The organism is Wolbachia endosymbiont (group A) of Anomoia purmunda, assembly GCF_947251545.1.
GTDB lineage: Bacteria > Pseudomonadota > Alphaproteobacteria > Rickettsiales > Anaplasmataceae > Wolbachia.
In genome coordinates, this window is the sequence record NZ_OX366362.1 from 524,773 (window position 1) to 546,763 (window position 21,991).

Consider the following 21,991-nt stretch of genomic DNA (forward strand, 5'->3'; position numbering starts at 1 on the left):
ATGGGCAAACAAACGGGCTGGGCAATTCTTACAGATGGAATAATTGAAAGTGGAAGCAAAAGCTTTCATGGTAGCCGTTTCAGTGGAAGTGGAATATGTTTCTTAAACTTTCGTAATTGGCTTAATTCTTTGAAAGACATTTCTGTAGTGTACTTTGAGGAGGTGAGAAGACATTTAGGAACTGATGCAGCGCATTGCTACGGTGGTTTTCTTGCCGTTCTATCTGCTTGGTGTGAAGAACATCACGTACCATACAAAGGTGTTAATGTTAAAACTATAAAACGCTTTATAGCTGGTAATGGCAATGCAAGTAAGAGTGAAGTTATTGAAGCTGTAAAGGAAAAAGGTTTTTCACCTAGAGATGATAACCAAGCAGATGCTTTAGCTTTGATGTTCTACGTTATGAATTTTAGTAAAGATTTTAACACATTAAAAATACCATAAAAAGTGGGTCCTTTCAGCCAGGCTGGCTGGTTTGGTGGGTTCGATCCCAGGCCTTCTTTAGCGTCAGAGATATTTTGAATATTAACTTTTTAATTAGTACAGTAATTATATGAATTTAGCAATCCACTACTATCCTACTCAAAATCTGGTCGAATATGAGCGTAATCCACGTAAAAATGATGACGTAGTAAATAGAATGTGTGCTTCAATCAGGGAATTCGGCTTTCGTATACCAATAGTTGCAAAAAGTGATGGCACTGTGGTTGATGGTCATTTAAGACTTAAAGCAGCAAGAAAACTTGGTATGGAGAGCATTCCTGTTGTTTTAAGTGATAATTTAAATGAACCACAAACTAAAGCTTTTCGGTTACTGGCAAATCAATCAGCTAACTGGGCAAAGTGGGACGATGAGCTTTTGAAAGTAGAAATTCAAGAATTAGAAGATTTACAGTTTGATCTTAAAATGACTGGATTTGAGCTAGAAAAAGTTCAAAACTTTCTTGATGATTTAGATGGTGAAGAAGAAGATCTTTCTGACTTAGTTGTTGATGACAAAAAAGTAGAAATAACAAAACCAGGTGATCTTTGGATTTTAGGTGATCATCGAATCTATTGTGGTGATAGCTCTGTAGTTGAATCATATAAAGCGCTGTTAGATGATAAAATGGCAGACATTACTGTTTGTGATCCTCCATATAACGTTGATTATGGTAATAGCCAAGACAAAAAGATATTAAATGATAATCAAGGTGAAAAGTATGAGCTTTTTCTCTATGACATCTGTTCCCATATTTTAGCATATATGAAAGGAGCAATTTACATCTGCATATCATCATCAGAGTTTTCAACGCTGCAAAAAGCATTTGAGGAAGCAGGAGGAAAATGGTCAACATTTATCATTTGGGCAAAGAATCATTTTACGCTAGGCAGGTCTGATTATCAAAGACAATACGAAGCAATGCTCTATGGATGTAAAAGGGGCAATAAACGTGAGTGGCATGGAGGTAGAAATCAAAGTGATCTATGGTTTTATGATAAGCCAATACATAACTCACTGCACCCAACAATGAAGCCAGTAGAGCTAATGGAGAAAGCAATAGTTAATAGCAGCAGACCTGGGGATACTGTACTTGATCCATTTAGTGGCTCTGGAAGTACGCTGATTGCATGTGAGAGAACAGGAAGAATTTGTAAAACAATAGAGCTAGATTCAAAATTTGTAGATGTAACCATAAAGCGTTGGCAAGTATACACAGGTAGGGAGGCAATTCTTTCTGGTACTGACAAAACTTTTGCACAAATTCAAGAAGAAAAACAGCAATAAAGGGGCAAAAAAAGTGGAAAAGATCACACAAACAGAATGGGCAAGAGAGATAGGAGTTTCAAAGCAATATGTCTGTTATTTAGTAAAAAAAGGAATAATTGAGTTGGAGAATGGTTTGGTAAATAGAGAACAAGCAAATGAAGCAGTGGCAGCAATACGAGATCCAAGTCAGCCACTGAGGAGGAAAAATCCAGAAAACGAAAATACAAATAACCTTTCTACAATGTTGCTAAAAACGCGAATAAAAAATGAGATGGAACGTGGCAAATTGCTTGAGGCAAAAGCTAAGGCTGAGATAGGAGAACTTGTAGCAGTAGAAGAAGTAAAAAGTGAGGCATTTAACGTAGCAAGAGTTGTCCGTAATAATTTGCTTAATATTCCAAATAGAGTTTCAGCACTGCTTGCATCACTGAGTGACACTGAAAAGATTCATATGGCGCTAACCGAAGAGATTACAAACTCATTACAAGAATTATCTAATATTAAGTTTTAAATAATGTCTGCTAACTTAAGTTTAGAATTAATAAAGTGTCTCATTAATCAGCAAGGAGTGGATGTAAATGTTAGAGGATTAAATGGAAAGACACCGCTACATTATGCAGTAGAAATTAACGAGCTTAGTATGGTTGCGCTCTTACTAAATAGGAAAAATATTAATCCACTGATCACTGATGATGATGGTAAAAGTGCGCTCTCTTGTGCAAGAGAAGAGATATTACAAGCACTAATCAATCACAAATATGGATTGGAGAAAGATAGCTTACTTCATTTAGCTGCGATGTTGAATGAAGCAAATGCTGTAAGGTTTTTACTCAACAAAGGAGTTAATGTTAATGAGCAGAATGCTTTACTACATACACCGTTACATTTAGCGGCAGGAGCTGGGCATGAAGGGATAGTAGAAATTTTAATTAGAGAAGGAAATGCGGATAAAGATGTTCTTGACGTGAGAAATCATGCAGCAATGCATTATGCAGTAAACAACAAGAAGCTAGAAGTAGTAAAATTACTTTCAAATCTTGGTGCGAATGTCAATATAGCTGGTAGCGGCAGAAATGCAATGAAATTATCTCCTTTGCACGTAGCTATAAGTAGCAGTAATTACGACGAAAGAGACTTATGTTTAGATATTGTAAGATGCTTAATAAATGTTCCTAATGCTGGAGTTAATTTACAAGACTATGAAAATAAAACACCACTACATTACGCTGAAAGACTTAAAACAGTAGAAGTATTACTAACCCGAGAGGATATAGATCCTTTGATTAAAGATGATAATGGCAAGACACCATTTTGTTATGCGAAAGAAGAGAACAAATCTGAAATAGTAAAAGCTTTAATAAGTAATAGGTATGGAGTAGAGAAGAACAATTTACTTCACTTAGCAGCAAAAAAAGGATATGGGGAGATTCTAGTGGCGATTTTAAAAGAAGGAGTTGAAGTAGATGTTTTAAACGATCAAGGAGAATCAGCAGTATATCTTGCTGCAATAAATAGGCATTTTAATATAGTAAAATTACTGCTAAAGAAAAGAGCAGATGCTACAGATGTTTTTGAGTACGCAATAACAACAAATAACGTAAAACTGGTAAAGTTACTAAACAAGGAAAAGGATATAGTTTTATTTGGAAAAAATGACAACTTTCCAACATTTCATTTATTGAGCAATAAATATTTTGAAGAAAGAAAAATAGCAGATAAAAAAATAAAGAAATATACCAATATCATCTGTGTCTCTATAACAATATGCGCAATAGCGATAGTAGGAATTTACCCTAACATTATAGCTGCGGTAATTGTGGGAATAGTTGCACTCATAGCTGCAATAATAATGAGTAATTTAATTCAGAAGTATATAGAAGAAGCGCTTGAAAAGAAAATGTTTATTGAACTCGAAAGTGAGAAAACAAGTGAGAGCGTAAGTCCTAATTTAAGTGATGTGGAAATATCATCTAATGATGGTGAAGAGCTAGCAATATGATATACGCCACATCTTTTTCTGAAGGTTTAAAACCAGATCCAGAGCTTAAAGTATCAGAGTGGGCGAATGAGTATCGAGTTTTAGCAGCAACTGCAGCATCAGAGCCAGGTAAATGGAGAACGGAAAGAACTCCTTATTTAAAAGAAATCATGGATTCACTTTCTCCGTCCTCACCAGCAGAAAAAGTAGTATTCATGAAAGGAGCGCAGATTGGGGGAACAGAAGCTGGTAACAATTGGATAGGCTATATCATCGATCAAACACCAGGTCCAATGTTAGTTGTGCAGCCAACAGTCGAAATGGGAAAGCGTTGGTCAAAGGGAAGATTTGCGCCACTGATTGAAAGTACACCATGTTTAAAAAGTAAAGTAAAAGACCCAAGATCAAGAGATTCAGGCAATACTGTACAAAGTAAGGAATTTCCAGGTGGAATAGTAGTAATAACTGGAGCAAACAGCAGTGTAGGACTGAGATCTATGCCAGTAAAGTATCTCTTTCTTGATGAGATTGATGCGTATCCAGGAGATTCAGGAGGAGAAGGAGATCCAGTACTGCTTAGTATTGCTCGAACTAATACATTTGCACGGCGAAAGATTTTTTTAGTATCAACACCAACGATTCATGGAATAAGCAGAATTGAGAAAGAATTTGAAGCAACAGATAAGAGATACTTTTTTGTACCATGTCCACATTGTAATTACTATCAAGTTCTGAAATGGTCACAAATAAAATGGGAAAACAACGACTCAAGAACAGCACATTATGTCTGCACTGAATGTAGCGGCAAAATAGAAAATCATCAAAAGACAGAGATGCTTGAACATGGAGAATGGAGACCTACTAATAGAGTAAAAGGTGAGAAAAAAGGATTTCATCTTTCAAGCCTTTATAGTCCAGTTGGGTGGTATAGTTGGCAACAAGCAGTAGAGGATTTTCTTCATGCAAAAGAAAGTGAACAATTACTGAAAGTTTGGATAAATACTACGCTTGGAGAAACCTGGGTAGATAAAGGAGAAGTACCAGACTGGAAGCAATTATTTAACAGGAGAGAATTTTTTCAGATTGGCACAGTACCAAAAGGCGAAGTAGTTCTCACAGCAGGAGTTGATGTCCAAAAAGATCGTTTAGAAGTAGAAGTTGTAGCTTGGGGAAAAAGCCGCGAAAGTTGGTCAATAGACTATCGAGTATTTGAAGGAGATACAGGAGGTGGAGAAGTATGGGGAAAGCTTTCAGAGCTCTTAAATCATCATTTTATCGGTGAAAATGGTCTTGAATACATGATAAGCATGATGGCAGTGGATGCTGGATATGCAACGCAAGAAGTATATAACTGGGTAAGAGGTCATCAAGGATCTGGAAGAGTAATGGCAGTCAAAGGTGTAAATAAAGCCCTAGTGCCACTGAGCAGCCCAAGTAGAGTAGATATAACAGTTGGTGGTCAAAAGCTAAAGAGAGGAATAAAGCTATGGCCAGTAGGAGTATCGATATTAAAGTCAGAGCTTTTTCAATTACTTAATGTTTTAAAAGAAGGTGAAGAAGCTCCAGCAGGATATTGTCATTTTCCCGAATATGCACCTGAATATTTTAAGCAGCTAACGGCAGAGCAATTAGTCAGCAAGGTAGTAAAAGGATACACAAAACAGGAGTGGCAAAAGGTAAGAGAAAGAAATGAAGTATTAGACTGTAGGATTTATGCAAGAGCTGCATCTATTGCGCTTGGAATCGATCGTTGGCCAGAGAGTAAATGGAATAGTTTAAGTGAAAAACCGGAAAATAAAAAATCAAAGAAAATAGTCAAAAGCAAATGGATCAGCAAGCAATAAATGTATAACGAAGATTATTTAATTCAAGTCGAAGAAGCGATAAAGAAACTGCAGAATGGAGAGAGAGTAGTATCAATTGCATATGGTGACCATGTTGTAAGATATGCTGAAGTAGATATAAATGATTTATTAAGCTTAAGACAACGAATTAAAGCTGAGCTAAAGATTGCTGGAAAGAGGAAAATTGTTTTTGCTACTAATAAGGGAATTATATGAGAGAATATCAAAATTTTCTGAAACAATTAAAGTATGTAATAGTCAATAGTGGTGTATTAGAAAAAGAAGGTAAATGTAAGAAAATAGCTGATTTATCAAATAAAGTATATGCGAATGCAGTAGTAGACCTATCACATTGGAATGCAGATGTAAATTTTAAGCTAGTCAAAGAAGATGGAATACTGGGTGTAGTACATAAGGCAACTCAAGGATTAAAATTTCTAGATCTAAAGTACGTAGAGAGAAGAAAAATTGCTGAAGAAGAAGGACTTCTGTATGGCGCATACCATTTTGGAGTAGGAGAAAACGGAAAAGACCAAGCTGAGCATTTTTTAGAGACAGTAAGCGATAGTTCTAAAGTTCTACTTGCTCTAGATATAGAAGAAAACAAAAATGGAGAAAACATAACACCAAAACAGGCGGAAGATTTTGTTACTAGAGTTCAAGAAAGAACTAATCTGTGTGATTCATAGAGGTTATTACAGCAAAAATGTAAGATAAAATAAAAACTTTGACTTGTGATAGTTTAAATACCTTATTACAATAATATGAATAAATTCATCAACAAGAGGCAATCAGTAAATGGATACCAAAGTTAAGTTGCGTTTGAATTGGATAGAATTATACAAAAAATTAGGTCATGCAGGCAAAGTGTGTCAACACTATAACATTTCACGCTTTACCTTACGAAAATGGTACAAAAGTTATGAAAAGCTAGGTGAACAGGGATTGTCAAACCTTAGTAGCAGGCCTAAAACTTTACCCTTACAAAAAATCAACGAGTCAAATGAGCAGCTCATTCTTCATCTGAGAAAAGCTAGAAAATTAGGAGCAAGACGTATTCAAGCTGAATTGAAGCGTTTACATGATATCTCTTTTGCATTGGCTACTATACACAAAGTTTTGAAGAAACACGATGTAAGTCTTTTACGTATTAAACGCCACTATCGCAAGCAGATTAAGCGTTATAACTGCAAAGTGCCAGGAGAGCGTGTACAAATGGATGTTTGCAAAATATCCTCGGGGCTTTATCAATATACTGCTATAGATGATTGTACGCGTTATAAAGTTATCGCATTATACTCAAGGCGTACTTCAAAAAATACTCTGGATTTCTTAAAACAATTAAGGGAAAGGGCTCCATTTCATTGTCAAAGGATTCAAACCGATAGAGGACAAGAATTTTTTGCTTACGAAGTGCAAGAGTGTCTAAAAGAATGGAAAATAAAATTCCGTCCAATTAAGCCGTTTTCCCCACATTTAAATGGTAAAGTAGAAAGAGCGCAGCGTACAGATTTAGATGAATTTTATAGTAGCGTTAACATTAAGGATCATGAACTGCAAGTCAAGCTTAGGGATTGGGAAGAATATTATAATAAACAACGTCCTCATAGCTCTCTTCAGGGAAAGACTCCTTGGGAAAAATATAAAGAACTGGAAAAAACAATTCCTTGTCTAAGTGAAATACAAAAAAATTATATTTCATCAAAAGAAACGTTTGTCATGCAAAATTACAAACATGACCAAGAGTTAAAGTCACTTCAAAAATACAAAACCTCTTAACAGGTATTTCAAGTTCAGACTTGATCTGACAAATTAGTTGCAATAACCTCTATGAATCACACAACTAATCGCTTACCATTAATTTGCGGAGGAGCTTATTTTCTAAAAGATTTTGCTACACCAATTTTAACTAATGTGGAAAATAAGATGGTCTAAACTACCAAAAGGATGGAATAAGTGGGTTTTGTGGCAATACACTAATGGTCAAATGGGACCTAAACCGCATTCAGTAAGAGGAATAGGACCATGTGATAGAAGTAAATTTAATGGAACAATAGAAGAATTAAAGAATTTTTGGTTATCAGGATGTTAAAGACCTTAAAACAACTATTTAGTAAGCCAAAAATCAAAAGTTCTGCATGGGATGCGTCAGGCTCAGGAAGAAGAGTAATGTATTGGCAGGGAGAAACAGGAAGTATAAACAATTTGCTGTCTCAAAACCTTGAAACTTTACGTAGTAGATCACGTGATATGGTGAGAAAAAATCCTTACGCTGCAAATATAATTGATACGATAGTAAGTAACTCTATTGGAACAGGAATAAAACCACAATCAAAAGCAAGAGATGGAGAATTTCGAAAGAAAGTACAAGAATTATGGCTAAGATGGACAGATGAAGCAGACAGTAACGGAGTAAGTGATTTTTATGGATTACAAGCTCTAGTATGCAGAAGTATGATAGAGGGAGGAGAATGTTTTGTACGTTTAAGAACGAGAAAGCTGGAAGATAGATTTTCTGTGCCATTACAACTGCAAGTACTTGAGTCTGAACATTTAGATAATAAAACAAATCAAACTTTAGGAAATGGTAATGTAATAAGAAACGGGATTGAGTTTAACAGGCTTGGGCAAAGAGAAGCATATTACCTATTTAAAGAACACCCCGGTGAAGGCTCGTTTGGTGAATCAGTGAGAGTACCAGCAAACGATGTTTTACATATCTATAAACCACTGAGACCTGGGCAAATTAGAGGAGAGCCATGGCTTTCGAGTATACTGCTAAAGCTTTATGAGCTTGATCAATACGATGATGCAGAATTAGTGAGAAAAAAGACAGCAGCAATGTTCGCAGGGTTTATTACAAGACTTGATCCTGAGGCAAATATTTTAGGAGAAAGCGAAGCGAATGAGCAAGGAGTAGCATTATCAGGTTTAGAGCCAGGAACAATGCAGCTTTTAGACCCAGGAGAAGACATAAAATTTTCAGAACCGTCAGATGTTGGAGGAAGTTATGAAGCATTCATGAGACAGCAACTGAGGGCAATAGCAATAGGCACAGGGATAACATATGAGCAACTAACAGGAGATTTAACCGGTGTTAATTATTCATCAATCAGAGCAGGATTAATAGAGTTTCGTCGTAGATGTGCTATGCTGCAACACAACATTATGGTATTTCAATTTTGCAGACCAGTATGGAGTAGATGGCTAGAGTTAGCAGTACTTTCTGGAGAACTGAGTATAGATGAAAAAGTAGTAAAAGCAGCGAAAGAAGAAGTGAAATGGATACCACAGGGATTTGATTGGGTGGATCCGCTTAAAGACCAGCAAGCACAGCAAATGGCAGTAAGGAATGGCTTCAAAAGTCGAGCAGAGGTAGTATCAGAAATGGGTTACGATGTAGAAGAAATTGATCAAGAAATAGCAGAGGATAATAAACGCGCCAATAGTCTCAATTTAATATTTGATTCTGATGTCGGGGGAAACAATGTTTCTAAGTAGACCATTAATGCTTGAACCAAGGAGTTTTGAGCTACTATCGCTATACAAAGAAAAACAGCCAATTTTTAAAAATCTCAAGCACTCTATCAAAAGTAACGTAGAAAGAACTGCAATTATACCAATTCATGGAATTCTGACGAAAAAACCAGGCGCGTTTGATGGTTTTCTGGGAATGACATCATATGAAAAAATTCAAGAAGAGATAGAGAGTGCTTTAGGAGATAAAAGCATAGAGACGATTCTACTTGATATAGATAGCCCAGGAGGAGAGGTAAACGGTATATTTGACTTAGCTGATTTTATCTATAGTGCAAGAGGAAAAAAGAGGATAATAGCGATAGCAAATGATGATGCATATTCTGCTGCGTATGCAATTGCTTCTAGTGCTGAAAAGATTTTTCTCACCCGCACTTCAGGAGTAGGAAGCATTGGGGTAATCGCAAGTCATATAGATCAAAGTGAATTTGATGAAAAATGTGGAATAAAATATACCACAGTGTTTGCAGGAAGTAGAAAAAATGATTTAAATCCACATGAGCCAATAACTTCTGAAAGTTTAGAAAACCTGAAAAGCGAAGTGAATCGTTTGTATGGAATGCTGGTTGAGCTAATAGCACGGAATAGAAACCTCTCTATAGAGGCAATAAAAAATACTGAAGCAGGGCTTTATTTTGGGGAGAAAGCAATAGAAATAGGTCTTGCAGATGGAATTACAATTCTTTCTGAGTTTAAATCTATTAATAAAAAAGGGGATATTACTATGAATGAAAAAACTACAAATGACCTAGAAACTGACAATTTAACTAAGTATCGTACTGAAGTTCTTGAATTAATACGTTTATGTAACTTATCACGAATGCCAGAAAAGATAGGAGAATTTATTGAGCAAGGCGTAAGTATTGAGCAAGCCAGGGAAGTTTTAATGGAGTTACTTGCAGAGCAAACGAAGAAGACAAACATACTGAGTGCAATACCACAGAATTCAGGAGAAGAGTTGATGATGCAGGTAGCGAAAAGTCGTGCGCAATCAGGCATTTAAACAAGGGGAGATGGTATGAATAAGTATTGCTTGGTTGGAAGCAAGAGAAGATAATAACTTCTCAGAGTGGATAGGTGGCAGGTTGGATGTTTTTCTGAAGCACTTTCTGCCCAGGGAGTAGAAAGAAGACTTCGTGGGGGAGATTAACTGCCCCTGCCACCGAAAATCATCGTGAGGCTCACAAAATGTGATGACCTCGTATAGGAGTTTGGAACAACCGGCAATATTCTACTCTGATATATTGAAATATGCAATTGGAGGAAAAAATATGCGTCACATTGGAGTTGATTTACATACCAATAGTTTTACTGCTTGTTACTTACAAGAAGGGAAACCTGAGCATATTCAAACGTTTCGCTTAAAAGACTTGGATAATTTCACCAAAGATCTTCAAGAAACATATGAAGTAGCCATAGAAGCAACAGGTAACAGCTGTTTCTTTTATGATGCAGTTTCACCTTACGTTAAACGCATAGTAATAATTGCTCCTGGACAGTTTGAAGTTGTTCGTCGCTCTGTGAACAAAACAGATAAGCATGATGCGCGAGCTATTGCTTTCTTTCTAAGCAAAGATATGTTGCCTGAGGCAAGGTGCAAAAACAAACAATGCCAGCAGTTAGCTTCTCTTCTTCAAACGAGAGATCAGTTAGTAAAGTCACGGGTATCTTTAATCAATAAAGTTCATGGTCTTTTTAATTATCATGGAATAAAAATTAAAAAAGAAGTACTTACAACTAAAGTAGGATTTGAACGTGCTACTCAAAAGCATAATTGGGAGCCTTTAGAAAAAGTTGAAATTGAAGTGATTAGCTATCATTTAGAAGCTATCCGAGAAAGCCTTAAAAAACTTGAAAAGGAAATTATAGCTTTTGCTAAACAACTTCCTGGGTTCAGCAATCTTATCAGCATAAAGGGAATTGGTCCAATTTCTGCAGCTGTCTTTATTGCAACAATTGGAGACATTAATGATTTCCGTAGACCTGAGAAACTTACTGCATATTTTGGAGTTGTACCAAGAGTTTCTCAATCTAATCAGCAATGTACAATTGGAAGAATTACCAAACGAGGGTCAAAAATAGCGCGTACTTCTTTAGTTCAATGTACTTGGATTGCTGTACGTTACAGTCCTTACTTGAAAAGTTTTTATGAACATATAAAAAAGAAGCGTGGTTCTGCTAAAGCTATAACTGCTACTGCTAGGAAATTTCTTATAACTATTTTCTATACTCTTAAAAATGACTGGGTTTTTAAAGATTTCACAAAATTTGAAATTTCTACTGGACAATAATCATAGGAGAAAAATATGAAAGTATTTGGCAAAAAATAGATAATATTCATGATGAATTGGATGCTTTGGGTAACTATGGTAATGAAGAGGATTATGAAGAGTGCAATAAAAGACTTGATAAAATTGTAAGCGAGGCGCTGAAACAAAGAGTAATGTTCACTCTTCCGTATAAAGCTAATATATCTTTAGTGGATCGCATAATTGATACATTGCAAAAGCTATATTTTTCTTACGATACTACCCGAATTTATGGATTTTTAGATGAGAAAAAGATATTGCAAATAGTATCAAGAGGTGCGTCTTTAAATAGATTTAGCGATGAAGAACATGGCGATTTCGTGAACATAATTTGCTCAGATAGATACGCTCTAGATCAACGAGAAAAAATACTTTTAGAACTTAAGGACTTGGTGTACAAAAGTATCGTAGACGTAAGTGTAAAAACTGATGATCATGATTTTGAGTTAGAGATGGACAATGGACACTTTTGTATAAAATATCCAAAAGATAGTGTTGTCGAAGTTGCAAGAATATTCAACAATAAAAAAGCTAAAAATTTAGGTCTGGAAATTGGTATGCTTCAAGTTGGAGAAAGTATAGTTAGAGTTGAAAATGAAGAAGGAGTTAGGAATTACACCGACATTTCGGAGGGTAGAATTGAAATGTCTTTTACTACTTACTTTGGGAAAGTCAGTGTTTATTTATCTCCTAGTGATAGAGATAATAATAAAATAGAAGTAAAGCTCGCCAACGAAGAAAGCATAGCACGTTTTAGTAAGTTGGAGGATAAATCAAGTTTAGGGGGGAGCTGTCTTTTAGGAGGAAAAAATGTTTCTATAGGCATAGAAGATGGTTATTTTGAAATAAACAGTGACGTTTCTGAAGAGTTAGCTAAAACTATGAAACAGTCAGATTGTACAATAGAAAAATCATATGTTCCATCTAGCTTTATGAAAGAAGCTTATTGCAATCAGTTAGTAAATGAAAGGGGAATTTAAAAATCAGGCTCAAATATTTCAAAAATAACCATTCAAAGCAGCATTTTTTATACAACTTCGTTTTCAATCTATCTGGAAAGAAGATATCAAGTATTCAAAGTCCAATTCGACAAAGCCATAGTCCATTCTTCCTCTAGCTTTTTTATCACTAATCCAAAATTTAGGTATAAGGTATTGAAACTAACAAGTGGAATGATTACATAATGCACATATTAGTAAAAGGAGGTACAACATGAGTAATATAGTTCATTCAAATAAAAACAATAACCGTGATAACTTTAGTGTAAGAGGGTTACAAAGGGCCGTTGATGACATATTTGATAGCTTCTTTACAGGATGGAATCCAGAGCTTTCCAGAAGAAGCAACAGTCTATTACCAGCTTGTGACTTTTATGAAACAAAGGAAAGCTATTGCCTCTCATTAGAGTTACCAGGTATTTCCAAAGAAAGCATAGATATTAGTATATCTGGCGATAGCTTAATAGTGAAGGGTGAAAAGACATGTGATAACGAGTCAAAAGATAAGCAGTTTTATCATCGAGAAAGGTACTATGGCTCTTTCTATAGGTCTATTCAGCTTCCAGTAAATGTGGAGCGAGATAAAGTATCTGCTAGTTTTTCAGATGGAGTATTACATGTAACCATACCTAAGTCAGAGAAACACATCAAGAAGATTGATGTAAAGTAACCAGTAAGTGGTAGCAGGCTTCTAGTTTGAGGCTTGCTATTTTGAATCATTATAGATAGAATATAATAAAGTTCTATTGTCTTTGCGTATTTGTTGTACAGATGGTGTAGGGCCTTTGTTGCGTTTAGGTGTTGTTAATAATCTATTAATGGTTCTTATGTTATAATCAAGTTTAGGGGCTTTAATAAGTACGGACTATGACAGAAGCAAATCCAATAGTTACGTTGAAGGTTAAAATTAAAGAATTTAGCTTTAGTAAATTAAAGGCTGGCGAGAGCAATAAATCAGCACACTCTGGTGAAACAATGTATTTCGATCTTCCAAGAATGAACTTTGTTATTAATGGAAAGATTATAGATACAGTTTTAACCTCTGTGTTAATGGAAGGAGCGAAATATCGCAAAAGCAACCTTTTTAATAGTTATGATATACCTTCTTTTTAATTCAATGAATGCCTTTGTTAAACTCAGCTCTGTATTCTCTTTCAGTTTTATACAACCAACTATTCCATGAAATATAAGAATTGCGCACAATTTAGCGTATAGTTCACATAATACTCTGTATGGTTTTCCTTTAAGTTCGTCAAGCCTGATGTGACTCTTATACAATTTAAATAATAATTCAATCTGCCATCTTACCCTGTAAACTGTTAATACTTGTTCAGCGCTGATTTTACTCTCTGGAACGTTAGTTATGAATATCGACCAATCCAGCAATTTTTGATTCTTTTGAGAAGATGTATATCCATGTGATTTTGCTAACTTATTAGCCCTTCTTCTTCTAATTATAGACTGTTCTTCAGTTAATTTTTGACATATAATTCTCACTTTAATTTTTACTTCTTTTCCTAATAGCACTTCCATCTCTAGAAGGGATTGACCTTCTAAACATTCCAACAACTCTATTTTTTGATTTGTTTCTATATCATATATATTGGTATCAGACTTATAACGACTAACAAAATATGCACCTGCTTCATCAATCTGTTTAAAAGAACTAGGCACAAAGTAGCCCAAATCAAATATTAGCAAATCATTGGCTGATAAACCGTTCAGATAATCCCTATAACCTTGATCCGACCTTATTCCTTCTATTAAATTTAACTTATCTAGCGCTTGGTTCAGGTAATCAAAGACTAACTGCAGCTTTATTCCTGATTTGGTATTACTCTCACAATCTCTATAGCTACTCCCATATCCTTTGTACATATCTTCCATGCTACTGGGCAGGCTAATATAGCTACTATCCAATAGCTTAATGCTTCTAAATTGCTTCAAAATTCTGCAATCAACCTGTAAGCTGTTTTTAAATAAAACTAAAGATTCATTATACATTCTTTTCATAAATTCCACTGCTTCTTCAGTAAATCTAAAATCCAAACCCTGTTTTGTAATTTCTATCGAGTCTTCATTTAGCAATTGGCACATTGTTTCTATGCTACAATCACCAACTCCTATGTTACCAAAAACCATAGCTTTTATGAATGATGAGCCATTAAGTTTTCTCTTTCTTTTTATAAAACCTACTGCAATTGATATTTCGTCTGCTTTTTCATTAAAGAATTCATTGAGGTCTTTTGATAAGCAAGCTATTCTGTCCATTGTAAGTTCTCTCATTCACATATCCAAGAGAACTTATACCTTATTCTTTTCCTTCACTCTATCAATTTTACTTACACTTTTCCTTAACTTGACGCGTATGGAAAGTCAAACCCTGTTGTGATAGATGTAATCTTTGTCACAATGACTTCATAATACACCTCCTTCAATTTGTTTTTGTGATTTTAATCTTGCAATTGCTATTTTAGAAGAGTTCTCAACACGCTTTTTTAACTCTAGTTCTTGTTCTGGACTGATGGATATCCAGAATTTTGGACCAATACGCCGTACATTAATAAACTTATGTTCAATCCAATAACGTACTACGTAATGACTAACATTGAATTTTTCTGCAACTTGCTTCACTGATAACTCTTCTTCAGATTTTTGATTACATAGTGCTGGAATCTTATGTTTAAATCGAATCCATTTTATACTTTTTACAGTAAATGGATTGCCTTTATTTGTTGTAAGTCCCTCTTGGTTTAATAGATTAATAATTTGCACATCAGTCATTGTTGTTGATAGCTGTCTTATCCGATTAACTATATCCTCTGAATGCCGCCATCTGTCATAAGATTTTTTTGGTAATTGTACTTCTAAGTCCTCTGTAGCATTTGTTTGCCAACGTATATGTAGCACTGCTTTTTGTTCATTACGTAGTTTTTCAACAGTGATATCTTTGATTAGAAGTCGTAAAATACGCTTTCGATCTCTTGCACTCGTTGACTCTGCATTCCATAAGCGTGGTAAGTCTTGAGCTAGTGCCAACACTTGCTCTTTTTGTTGTTTTGTAGCTACAAGTACGTCCTTTTTCTTATATTCATCATATTGATTCTGTGCTTCTTCTAATGCTATTAGAGCTTCGTTCCAACGCTTTTCTAAAGTTCCAGCTACCAGGCGATTCGATGGATCTACTTCTTCATAACGTCTCTGTGCTAATTGTACTTCATAATCTGCTCTTTTTATTTGCATTTGCCATTGTCTATCTAGCATGTGACCTCGTTGTTCCAGTTCTTCAAATGCTTTTACGGCAACCTCAATTTGCGCAGGTTCCATGACTTCTAATACTCTTTTTACAATAGCTTTATCCAAAGGATTTCCATAAACAGAAAAACAGCTTTTACTATCTGCTCCCCACTTCTTTTTCCAATTACATTCATAGACAGTAAGAATACCATTTTTTCCTTTATACCTTATACTAAGGCGGCAACCACAACAACCACAAATTAATAACCCCTGCAATAATCCTAATCCTTCTCGTACTGCCGTAGGTAGCATGTTCTCTTCTTATATGTTAAGAACAAGTCTTTATAAATATCAAAATAGTGATATTAAAGACACACAGAGAAGAGGAGCCGTTTCCCTTCTTGGTCATAAGGACCGCGGTGGAGCAAGGTTCTCTTCTCTGTTTATTATACTGAAGTTCCGAACAACTGATTGAGTTTTTAGGCTCGTATATAAGGGTGGAAAATACAGTATATATTGTTTATCAACATCTACGGAGGAATTATGAATTCATCAAATATTATTGCTGGCATCGATGTTAGCAAAAGTAAATTAGATATCCACATTCACCCACTTGAGCATTATAAAATATTTGAAAACAATGTACAATCCGTTGATGAAATACTGGACTTTTTACGTTTGCATAATGTAACCAAAGTTGGTCTTGAGGCAACTGGTGGATACGAAAAATTATGTGCCTATACTTTACTAAGCAATGGTTTTGAGGTGTACGTCATTCAACCAAGGTGGGTGAGAGACTATGCTAAAAGCCTTGGTATTACTACAAAAACTGATAAAATAGACTGCAGTATCATTTCACGTTATATTAATAATACAGACATGCGTGTTACTCCTTTAAAAGTTAGTAATATTGACTGTTTAAAGCAAAAATTATCTCGCAGAAATCAACTAGTGGAAATGGCAAAGATACAGAAAACCCAAGCTCACCAGATAACCGATGCATCCATAATCAAACAGATAGAAGAATTGCTTGTAATTTTACAAAATCAAATTCAAATCTTGGAAGATGAAATGATGGCATTAGTTGATCAAAGTCAAGAGCTTAAAAAAAAATACATATCAATAACTAGTATACCAGGTGCCGGTAAAACCTTGGCTATTACTATGATCTGTTACATGCCAGAACTAGGAACTCTTAAACATAAAGAAATATCTAGCCTTTTTGGAGTTGCGCCATTTAATCGAGACAGCGGTTTTAGTAAAGGAAAAAGGTGTATTCAAGGCGGTAGATCGCAAATTAGAACAGTTTTGTATATGTGTATTCTTAGTGCACAAAGGTACAATTCTTATATAAAAATCTTCTTTGATAGGCTATATGATCAATACAAAAAACCATATAAAGTTGCTTCTATTGCTGCCATGAGAAAATTACTTATTCTTGCTAACTCTTTAGTAAGAGATGGTAGAGTGTTCACTGAGGAATATAGTCCTAATTCTACTTTTATCTAGTATTAGCGTAGCTGTGAATAAATACGTCCACACAAACTTTAAGTATTTATTCACAGCTACATCAATTTTTCTATTGACTTTTAACACAACTGCTTGTAAGTAACAAGCAGTAAAACTATTGGTATGTAAATCAACTCCAATGTGACGCATATTTTTTCCTCCAATTGCATATTTCAATATATCAGAGTAGAATATTGCCGGTTGTTCCAAACTCCTATACGAGGTCATCACATTTTGTGAGCCTCACGATGATTTTCGGTGGCAGGGGCAGTTAATCTCCCCCACGAAGTCTTCTTTCTACTCCCTGGGCAGAAAGTGCTTCAGAAAAACATCCAACCTGCCACCTATCCACTCTGAGAAGTTATTATCTTCTCTTGCTTCCAACCAAGCAATACTTATTCATACCATCTCCCCATATCAGCTTCCCTTTCCAAATACCACCATATGCTCGTTTTGGAAATTGTATTTTGTTTTGGCCAAAATGGTGAACCACTCCATAAGCACTACCCTTTTCTCTAAATACCCTAAATAATAATTGAACTACACTTCTTACTTGCTCGTTATCGTCAAACCTAGTATTGCTTTCATCATCATAACAAAATCCTACTGGTAGAGGGAACCGAAGCTCTCCTTTCTTAGCCTTATTTATCTTCCCTCCCAAAAGTCTAGCACGGATGAAGTGCAACTCTGCTTGTGACATCGTTCCTTTTAACCCTAGCAGCAATTGGTCGTTGAAATCATTAGGATTATAACAACCATCTTCATCTATAATCAATGTATCGGTTAAAGCACATAATTCCAGTAATCTATGCTAATCACTGCAAGATCTAGATAATCTTGATGCTTCTAACACAAACACTGCTCCTACTTTTCCCATTGACACATCGGCAACTAACATTTTAAAGTCCTCTCGATTATTAGTTTGGGTTCCTGAAATCCCTAAATCACCATCTAAAACTCTTATTGCATTATTATACCACCCCATTTGCTGTGCTTTATCCTTTAATTTATACTGCCTCTCAGTACTTTCCTGATTGAGCATTACCTGTCCCATTGTTGATTATCTTAAATAAATATATGCTGGTTTTAATACATGATGATTCTGAATTTTGTGTGTTGCCATTATTAATATCCTCCGTTTTAATCAATTGTTGTTCTGCTGTTAAGTACTTATGCAGCATATTGGCGACACAAGTAGCTATCTGAGTAGTGTCTATTGATACTACGGAGGTTTTTCCTTCCAATGGCATATTTTTCTTCTCACAACCGCTCTTACGTTAGTCATTGATCAACCTATTTGTTATTCGTAGTTTGATCGAGATTGGTAACCAATTTAACTAACTGTTGAAGATGAGAAAATGATAAAATAGGCGATAAATCAGTAAGGGTCTGATAAGGGTTAGGGTCTGCCTTGTCTGTCCAATCACGCGGAATACCTATTGTACCACACGTTAATGTTCTCAAACTAAATATATCCCGGTTCTTGAAGTTCTTTGTCGATAATATTTGAAAACGTTGCCCATTCCATGGATGAAATGGATGAGTGATAGTAGTATATCCCGAATATTGACTGGACTTGAGTGCACTCCATTCTGACCGTGGGTATTCCAAGAGGTCTTCTTTTGCCATTAGATTTACTGATATAAATTCGTTTTAGCGGAGAAGGTTTATACCCTCTTTGTTTTAACTGCTTTATTCCTTGAAATTTAGCATTGCAAGTTGACCATAGTTGACGATCTACACCCGCTGTGTTTTTTCCTTGGTTTTCAGTTACTCTCTTAACAGCTAAAGTTTTGCCGCTAAAAGAGCGTGTGAGAAGATGTTGTAAAGCTTTTACCTTACCCCATCTTCCTTCTTGGACAGCCTTAACAATACGTCTTTGTAGCCTCACAATAACTTTCTGGCATTTCTTCCATGGCAACTGCTTCCATGCTTTCGGTAGATGCACTTACAGGTTTACTTGTAATCATCTGCTTTCCTACCTTAAGTGGTTAACAAAGTTTCTTGTCACGAGGGACCAAATGGAAGTCTGCTCGTTTTTACGCGAATTAATGTTACAAATTCTATCCATTTCGTTACAAAATGGCATTCGCTTTCTCCATTCTCCTTTACCTGCACTTCCATCAGCATTCCTTGCGGGTTGCCTGCCATATAGGCGAAAATACAGGCTTACCCTGTTCCTTTTGTCATACAACAGTGGGTTAGGTGGCTTCTCTATACCGGTGGAATTATTATTTGCGTACATCCAGAAATGAAAAATGTAACTCATCCACATTACCTTTTTGGTCGGAGCTTATCAGCATCTTTAGCTTTTTCATAATTACGATACTTTGAAGTTTCACTTACGTTCACCATACCACTAGTCTAGCTTTCCAACCACATGATGCTTGTAGTTTATGCTCCTCTCACGATTGAGCATCTTCTTTTTCAAGAGGAGGTTCATTGTCCGCATCGCTTGGCACCAACTAGTTGCCCGATTCGCACTGATGCGTAGACTCAGATGGCAAAACATCTGGTTCAATAAGTTTTAGAATCCTTTCAGTTTCTTTCTGAATGAATTCCTCTCCTTTTAAACAATATGACCGAAGACTTTCAGGTCGCACCATCTCAATTATATACCTGTTCCCACTAGAATCCCTGCAAAGAACATCAACAATCCTTTGTTTATAAGAAGCAATTTCAGGGTCCATAATGGTGCTTAAGAATTCTACTTCTTGTATAGTATTGACTTCAGTACATCCTAAAATATCATTCAAAAAATGGATAAGAATATTCTTATTTTTTTCAGTGCCAAAGATTTTCTTGAAGATTAGGTCTAATTTTGGATCGAGAAATTTTGAAAGAGCCATAGTAAAAATACTGAGAAAAGATTAATAATTATACACACAATTATTCAACCATATTTTTGAAGATAGCTATACCGCCGCGGCGCTAACAGGTAGCGGAATGACGAATTATTTAACCGTCATACCGCGATTCATTCGCGGTATCTCGGCATAGATTCCGCTAACTAGTAGCGGAATGACGATTGTATATCGTGTTTTGCTAAAAATCACAGAATGCAGTCTGGTTACATTACTCTAGCTATACGCAACAACTTTACTTTCAACAACTTTATTAGCAATAATACGACTTTCACAATCAATATTTATTATATCAGATAGTGAATTAATATCAGTATAACTACCAAAACTTTCCATTGTTGATTCCACTACCTCTACTATTTTTAAAAAGCCGATTCGTGACTTCAAAAATTCATTAACAGCTATTTCATTTGCAGCATTGAGAACAATACTATTTGCTTGTGGAGCAGAAGAGTTTAACACTGTCATGCTAAGCTTTAGCGCAGGAAAACGCTTATGGTCTGGTTCTTGAAAGGTCAATTTTCCTTGCTTTGTTAAATCTAATTTACGATTTAAAGCTGATCTTTCCGGCCAAGACAAAGCATATGAAATGGGAATTGCCATGTCAGTTTCTGCAAGCACAGCAAAGTTGAACCCATCTTTATAAGTTACAATTCCATGTACTATTGACTCAGGATGCACTATTGCTTCAATTCTATCCGGGCTGATGTTAAACAAGTTATGTGCTTCTATTATTTCTAGTGCCTTATTCATCATTGTTGCGCTATCAACCGAGATTTTCTTTCCCATATTCCAAGTGGGGTGACTAAGCGCCTTATCTACCATGATATTTCTTAATTGCTCAAGGCTATAATTTAAGAATGGTCCACCAGAAGCAGTAAGTATGATCTTTTCTACGCATTTGTCGTCATTTTGCAAAATTTGAAAAATTGCATTGTGCTCAGAGTCAATAGGGATTATTTGTACGTTTTTTTCTTTAGCTTTTTTGAGTAATAACTTTCCACCGCAAACAATGCTTTCTTTGTTTGCCAATGCAATGACTTTGGTACCGCTTTCCATAACCTCCATAACTGGCTCAAGGCCTGCAATGCCAACTATTGCAACAACTGAGAGATCAACAGGTATGGTAGCAATATTTGTAGCACCAATTGCTATTTTTACATCTGTACCAAGTAGATTTTCTTTTAAATCTTTGTAAAACCTTTCATCGGAGATAGCAACATATTTTGCACTCAGCAGCTTTGCTTGGTGTGCCAGTAGAGCAAAGTTCGAATGGGCACTTAGTGCTTCCACTTGGTATTCTTCTTTTCTCTTTGAGAGGAAATCTACAGTCTTTTTTCCAACACTTCCTGTTGACCCTAAAACTGAAACCTTTTTCACTAAGACAAACTCATGTTAATTATAACAACAGCAACTTTTCTTATTAGGCCTTCTCGCATACTATTCAGCAGTTTTTAAGCGTTTAACCAAGTTCATGCCCGTGGTCATCGCCAACAGATGGTGAAGGACCAGGTGAAAAAGATTGACCATGGTGATCACCTGCATCATGCATGTCTTGTAAACCATCAGCATTATGAGCTATTTCGTTATTGGCATGAGGGTAATCATCTGAGTGATGTCCCTCATCACCATGAGCCATATCCATTCCTTCTGATGGCATATCTTCCCCACCTCCACCTGAAAAATGTTCTGCAAGGCTTTCAAGAAATTTTATGCCAAACATATTACCTGACTTTCCAAACAGCGTTACTAGACTACTACCACTCACCAAACCTTCAAACACATTATTATAAGCAGCAATTGCTCCTTCATGAAAGTTGAACAACCATTTCATTCCATCGACAACTGTTGAAACAGAGTCACTATGACCAAGACCAAAACCACTTTTCTCACCAGCGGCTTCTTGGTGTTGCTGCTGCGCTTGCCATTCTGCAATATTTGGACCTTGAGCTTCACTCATAAATT

The 21,991-nt window shown here is 35.8% G+C and carries 22 protein-coding genes and 2 pseudogenes; 14 read left to right on the forward strand and 10 right to left on the reverse strand.

All coding sequences use genetic code 11. The annotated features are described in order from the left end of the window. The 13 genes from OPR57_RS02695 to OPR57_RS02755 all read left to right on the forward strand — a co-directional run bounded on the left by OPR57_RS02695 (position 1) and on the right by OPR57_RS02755 (position 13,086). The gene (locus OPR57_RS02695) at positions 1 to 444 is read left to right on the forward strand and encodes a RuvC family protein (RefSeq protein ID WP_265037198.1); all 444 of its coding nucleotides are present in this window, start codon (positions 1 to 3) and stop codon (positions 442 to 444) included. A 109-nt stretch (positions 445 to 553) separates the two neighbouring features. Continuing rightward, positions 554 to 1,768, forward strand: coding sequence for a DNA modification methylase (locus tag OPR57_RS02700; RefSeq protein ID WP_265037200.1), 1,215 nt, complete (start codon positions 554 to 556; stop codon positions 1,766 to 1,768). A 13-nt stretch (positions 1,769 to 1,781) separates the two neighbouring features. Then, positions 1,782 to 2,261: a hypothetical protein gene (locus OPR57_RS02705; RefSeq protein WP_265037202.1), complete on the forward strand. Its 480-nt coding sequence runs from the start codon at positions 1,782 to 1,784 to the stop codon at positions 2,259 to 2,261. Between the two features lie 3 nt (positions 2,262 to 2,264). Then, on the forward strand, positions 2,265 to 3,749 hold the full coding sequence (locus tag OPR57_RS02710) for an ankyrin repeat domain-containing protein (protein WP_265037204.1): 1,485 nt from the start codon (positions 2,265 to 2,267) through the stop codon (positions 3,747 to 3,749). Next, a complete protein-coding gene (locus OPR57_RS02715) occupies positions 3,746 to 5,572 on the forward strand; it encodes a phage terminase large subunit family protein (protein WP_265037206.1) in 1,827 nt (608 codons plus the stop codon). Before OPR57_RS02710 ends, OPR57_RS02715 begins: the two co-directional genes overlap by 4 nt. Next, positions 5,573 to 5,788, forward strand: a complete 216-nt coding sequence (locus tag OPR57_RS02720; RefSeq protein WP_265035204.1) for a gpW family protein — start codon at positions 5,573 to 5,575, stop codon at positions 5,786 to 5,788. Beyond that, a complete protein-coding gene (locus OPR57_RS02725; RefSeq protein ID WP_265037207.1) occupies positions 5,785 to 6,261 on the forward strand; it encodes a glycoside hydrolase family 25 protein in 477 nt (158 codons plus the stop codon). Before OPR57_RS02720 ends, OPR57_RS02725 begins: the two co-directional genes overlap by 4 nt. A gap of 109 nt (positions 6,262 to 6,370) precedes the next feature. Continuing rightward, positions 6,371 to 7,351, forward strand: coding sequence for an IS481 family transposase (locus tag OPR57_RS02730; RefSeq protein ID WP_265037209.1), 981 nt, complete (start codon positions 6,371 to 6,373; stop codon positions 7,349 to 7,351). A gap of 306 nt (positions 7,352 to 7,657) precedes the next feature. Then, complete coding sequence (locus OPR57_RS02735; protein ID WP_265037210.1) at positions 7,658 to 9,073, forward strand: phage portal protein; 1,416 nt, start codon at positions 7,658 to 7,660, stop codon at positions 9,071 to 9,073. Next, positions 9,060 to 10,112, forward strand: coding sequence for a S49 family peptidase (locus OPR57_RS02740; protein WP_265037212.1), 1,053 nt, complete (start codon positions 9,060 to 9,062; stop codon positions 10,110 to 10,112). Before OPR57_RS02735 ends, OPR57_RS02740 begins: the two co-directional genes overlap by 14 nt. Positions 10,113 to 10,380: 268 nt before the next feature. Beyond that, positions 10,381 to 11,400 (forward strand): IS110 family RNA-guided transposase, encoded by a 1,020-nt coding sequence (locus tag OPR57_RS02745; RefSeq protein WP_265037507.1) that lies wholly within the window; start codon positions 10,381 to 10,383, stop codon positions 11,398 to 11,400. 65 nt (positions 11,401 to 11,465) lie between these two features. Then, a complete protein-coding gene (locus OPR57_RS02750; RefSeq protein ID WP_265037214.1) occupies positions 11,466 to 12,398 on the forward strand; it encodes a hypothetical protein in 933 nt (310 codons plus the stop codon). Positions 12,399 to 12,630: 232 nt separating this feature from the next. Continuing rightward, the gene (locus tag OPR57_RS02755; protein WP_141456730.1) at positions 12,631 to 13,086 is read left to right on the forward strand and encodes an Hsp20/alpha crystallin family protein; all 456 of its coding nucleotides are present in this window, start codon (positions 12,631 to 12,633) and stop codon (positions 13,084 to 13,086) included. 431 nt (positions 13,087 to 13,517) lie between these two features. On the opposite strand, the pseudogene OPR57_RS02760 reads toward OPR57_RS02755, so the two are convergent. After that, a pseudogene (locus tag OPR57_RS02760) lies at positions 13,518 to 14,687 on the reverse strand (IS4 family transposase); the annotation flags it as partial. Positions 14,688 to 14,834: 147 nt separating this feature from the next. Beyond that, the gene (locus tag OPR57_RS02765) at positions 14,835 to 15,965 is read right to left on the reverse strand and encodes a recombinase zinc ribbon domain-containing protein (protein ID WP_265037216.1); all 1,131 of its coding nucleotides are present in this window, start codon (positions 15,963 to 15,965) and stop codon (positions 14,835 to 14,837) included. A 231-nt stretch (positions 15,966 to 16,196) separates the two neighbouring features. Between OPR57_RS02765 and OPR57_RS02770 the strand changes: the two genes are divergently transcribed. Continuing rightward, positions 16,197 to 17,162, forward strand: coding sequence for an IS110 family RNA-guided transposase (locus OPR57_RS02770; RefSeq protein ID WP_265037218.1), 966 nt, complete (start codon positions 16,197 to 16,199; stop codon positions 17,160 to 17,162). Here the strand turns inward: OPR57_RS02770 and OPR57_RS02775 are convergent. The 8 genes and pseudogenes from OPR57_RS02775 to OPR57_RS02805 form a co-directional block, all read right to left on the reverse strand. Continuing rightward, complete coding sequence (locus OPR57_RS02775) at positions 17,103 to 17,372, reverse strand: hypothetical protein (protein WP_265037220.1); 270 nt, start codon at positions 17,370 to 17,372, stop codon at positions 17,103 to 17,105. The two genes, OPR57_RS02770 and OPR57_RS02775, sit on opposite strands and share 60 nt — an antisense overlap. 154 nt (positions 17,373 to 17,526) lie before the next feature. Beyond that, positions 17,527 to 17,937, reverse strand: a complete 411-nt coding sequence (locus tag OPR57_RS02780) for a recombinase family protein (RefSeq protein ID WP_265037222.1) — start codon at positions 17,935 to 17,937, stop codon at positions 17,527 to 17,529. A gap of 36 nt (positions 17,938 to 17,973) precedes the next feature. Then, positions 17,974 to 18,204, reverse strand: coding sequence for a recombinase family protein (locus tag OPR57_RS02785; protein WP_265037223.1), 231 nt, complete (start codon positions 18,202 to 18,204; stop codon positions 17,974 to 17,976). Between the two features lie 251 nt (positions 18,205 to 18,455). Then, entirely contained in the window at positions 18,456 to 18,710 is a 255-nt protein-coding gene (locus OPR57_RS07785) for a DUF5372 family protein (protein WP_353278128.1), read from the reverse strand. After that, positions 18,628 to 19,053, reverse strand: a complete 426-nt coding sequence (locus OPR57_RS02790; RefSeq protein ID WP_265037225.1) for a reverse transcriptase N-terminal domain-containing protein — start codon at positions 19,051 to 19,053, stop codon at positions 18,628 to 18,630. Before OPR57_RS02790 ends, OPR57_RS07785 begins: the two co-directional genes overlap by 83 nt. 712 nt (positions 19,054 to 19,765) lie before the next feature. Further along, a pseudogene (locus OPR57_RS07690) lies at positions 19,766 to 20,011 on the reverse strand (PD-(D/E)XK nuclease family transposase); the annotation flags it as partial. Positions 20,012 to 20,242: 231 nt separating this feature from the next. Further along, positions 20,243 to 21,406, reverse strand: coding sequence for a 1-deoxy-D-xylulose-5-phosphate reductoisomerase (gene dxr, locus OPR57_RS02800; RefSeq protein WP_265037230.1), 1,164 nt, complete (start codon positions 21,404 to 21,406; stop codon positions 20,243 to 20,245). An 82-nt stretch (positions 21,407 to 21,488) separates the two neighbouring features. Further along, a complete protein-coding gene (locus tag OPR57_RS02805; RefSeq protein ID WP_265037232.1) occupies positions 21,489 to 21,986 on the reverse strand; it encodes a hypothetical protein in 498 nt (165 codons plus the stop codon). Positions 21,987 to 21,991 lie beyond the last annotated feature (5 nt).

What these genes read in the sequence shown, in the direction of transcription:
- OPR57_RS02770 (WP_265037218.1), top strand. Translation starts at nt 16,197, where the DNA reads ATGAATTCATCAAATATTATTGCTGGCATCGATGTTAGCAAAAGTAAA.
- OPR57_RS02805 (WP_265037232.1), bottom strand. Translation starts at nt 21,986, where the DNA reads ATGAGTGAAGCTCAAGGTCCAAATATTGCAGAATGGCAAGCGCAGCAG.
- OPR57_RS02740 (WP_265037212.1), top strand. Translation starts at nt 9,060, where the DNA reads ATGTTTCTAAGTAGACCATTAATGCTTGAACCAAGGAGTTTTGAGCTA.
- OPR57_RS02710 (WP_265037204.1), top strand. Translation starts at nt 2,265, where the DNA reads ATGTCTGCTAACTTAAGTTTAGAATTAATAAAGTGTCTCATTAATCAG.
- OPR57_RS02725 (WP_265037207.1), top strand. Translation starts at nt 5,785, where the DNA reads ATGAGAGAATATCAAAATTTTCTGAAACAATTAAAGTATGTAATAGTC.
- OPR57_RS02765 (WP_265037216.1), bottom strand. Translation starts at nt 15,965, where the DNA reads ATGCTACCTACGGCAGTACGAGAAGGATTAGGATTATTGCAGGGGTTA.
- OPR57_RS02735 (WP_265037210.1), top strand. Translation starts at nt 7,658, where the DNA reads ATGTTAAAGACCTTAAAACAACTATTTAGTAAGCCAAAAATCAAAAGT.
- OPR57_RS02755 (WP_141456730.1), top strand. Translation starts at nt 12,631, where the DNA reads ATGAGTAATATAGTTCATTCAAATAAAAACAATAACCGTGATAACTTT.
- OPR57_RS02730 (WP_265037209.1), top strand. Translation starts at nt 6,371, where the DNA reads ATGGATACCAAAGTTAAGTTGCGTTTGAATTGGATAGAATTATACAAA.
- OPR57_RS02715 (WP_265037206.1), top strand. Translation starts at nt 3,746, where the DNA reads ATGATATACGCCACATCTTTTTCTGAAGGTTTAAAACCAGATCCAGAG.
- OPR57_RS02785 (WP_265037223.1), bottom strand. Translation starts at nt 18,204, where the DNA reads ATGCTCAATCAGGAAAGTACTGAGAGGCAGTATAAATTAAAGGATAAA.
- OPR57_RS02700 (WP_265037200.1), top strand. Translation starts at nt 554, where the DNA reads ATGAATTTAGCAATCCACTACTATCCTACTCAAAATCTGGTCGAATAT.
- OPR57_RS02695 (WP_265037198.1), top strand. Translation starts at nt 1, where the DNA reads ATGGGCAAACAAACGGGCTGGGCAATTCTTACAGATGGAATAATTGAA.
- OPR57_RS02745 (WP_265037507.1), top strand. Translation starts at nt 10,381, where the DNA reads ATGCGTCACATTGGAGTTGATTTACATACCAATAGTTTTACTGCTTGT.
- OPR57_RS02720 (WP_265035204.1), top strand. Translation starts at nt 5,573, where the DNA reads ATGTATAACGAAGATTATTTAATTCAAGTCGAAGAAGCGATAAAGAAA.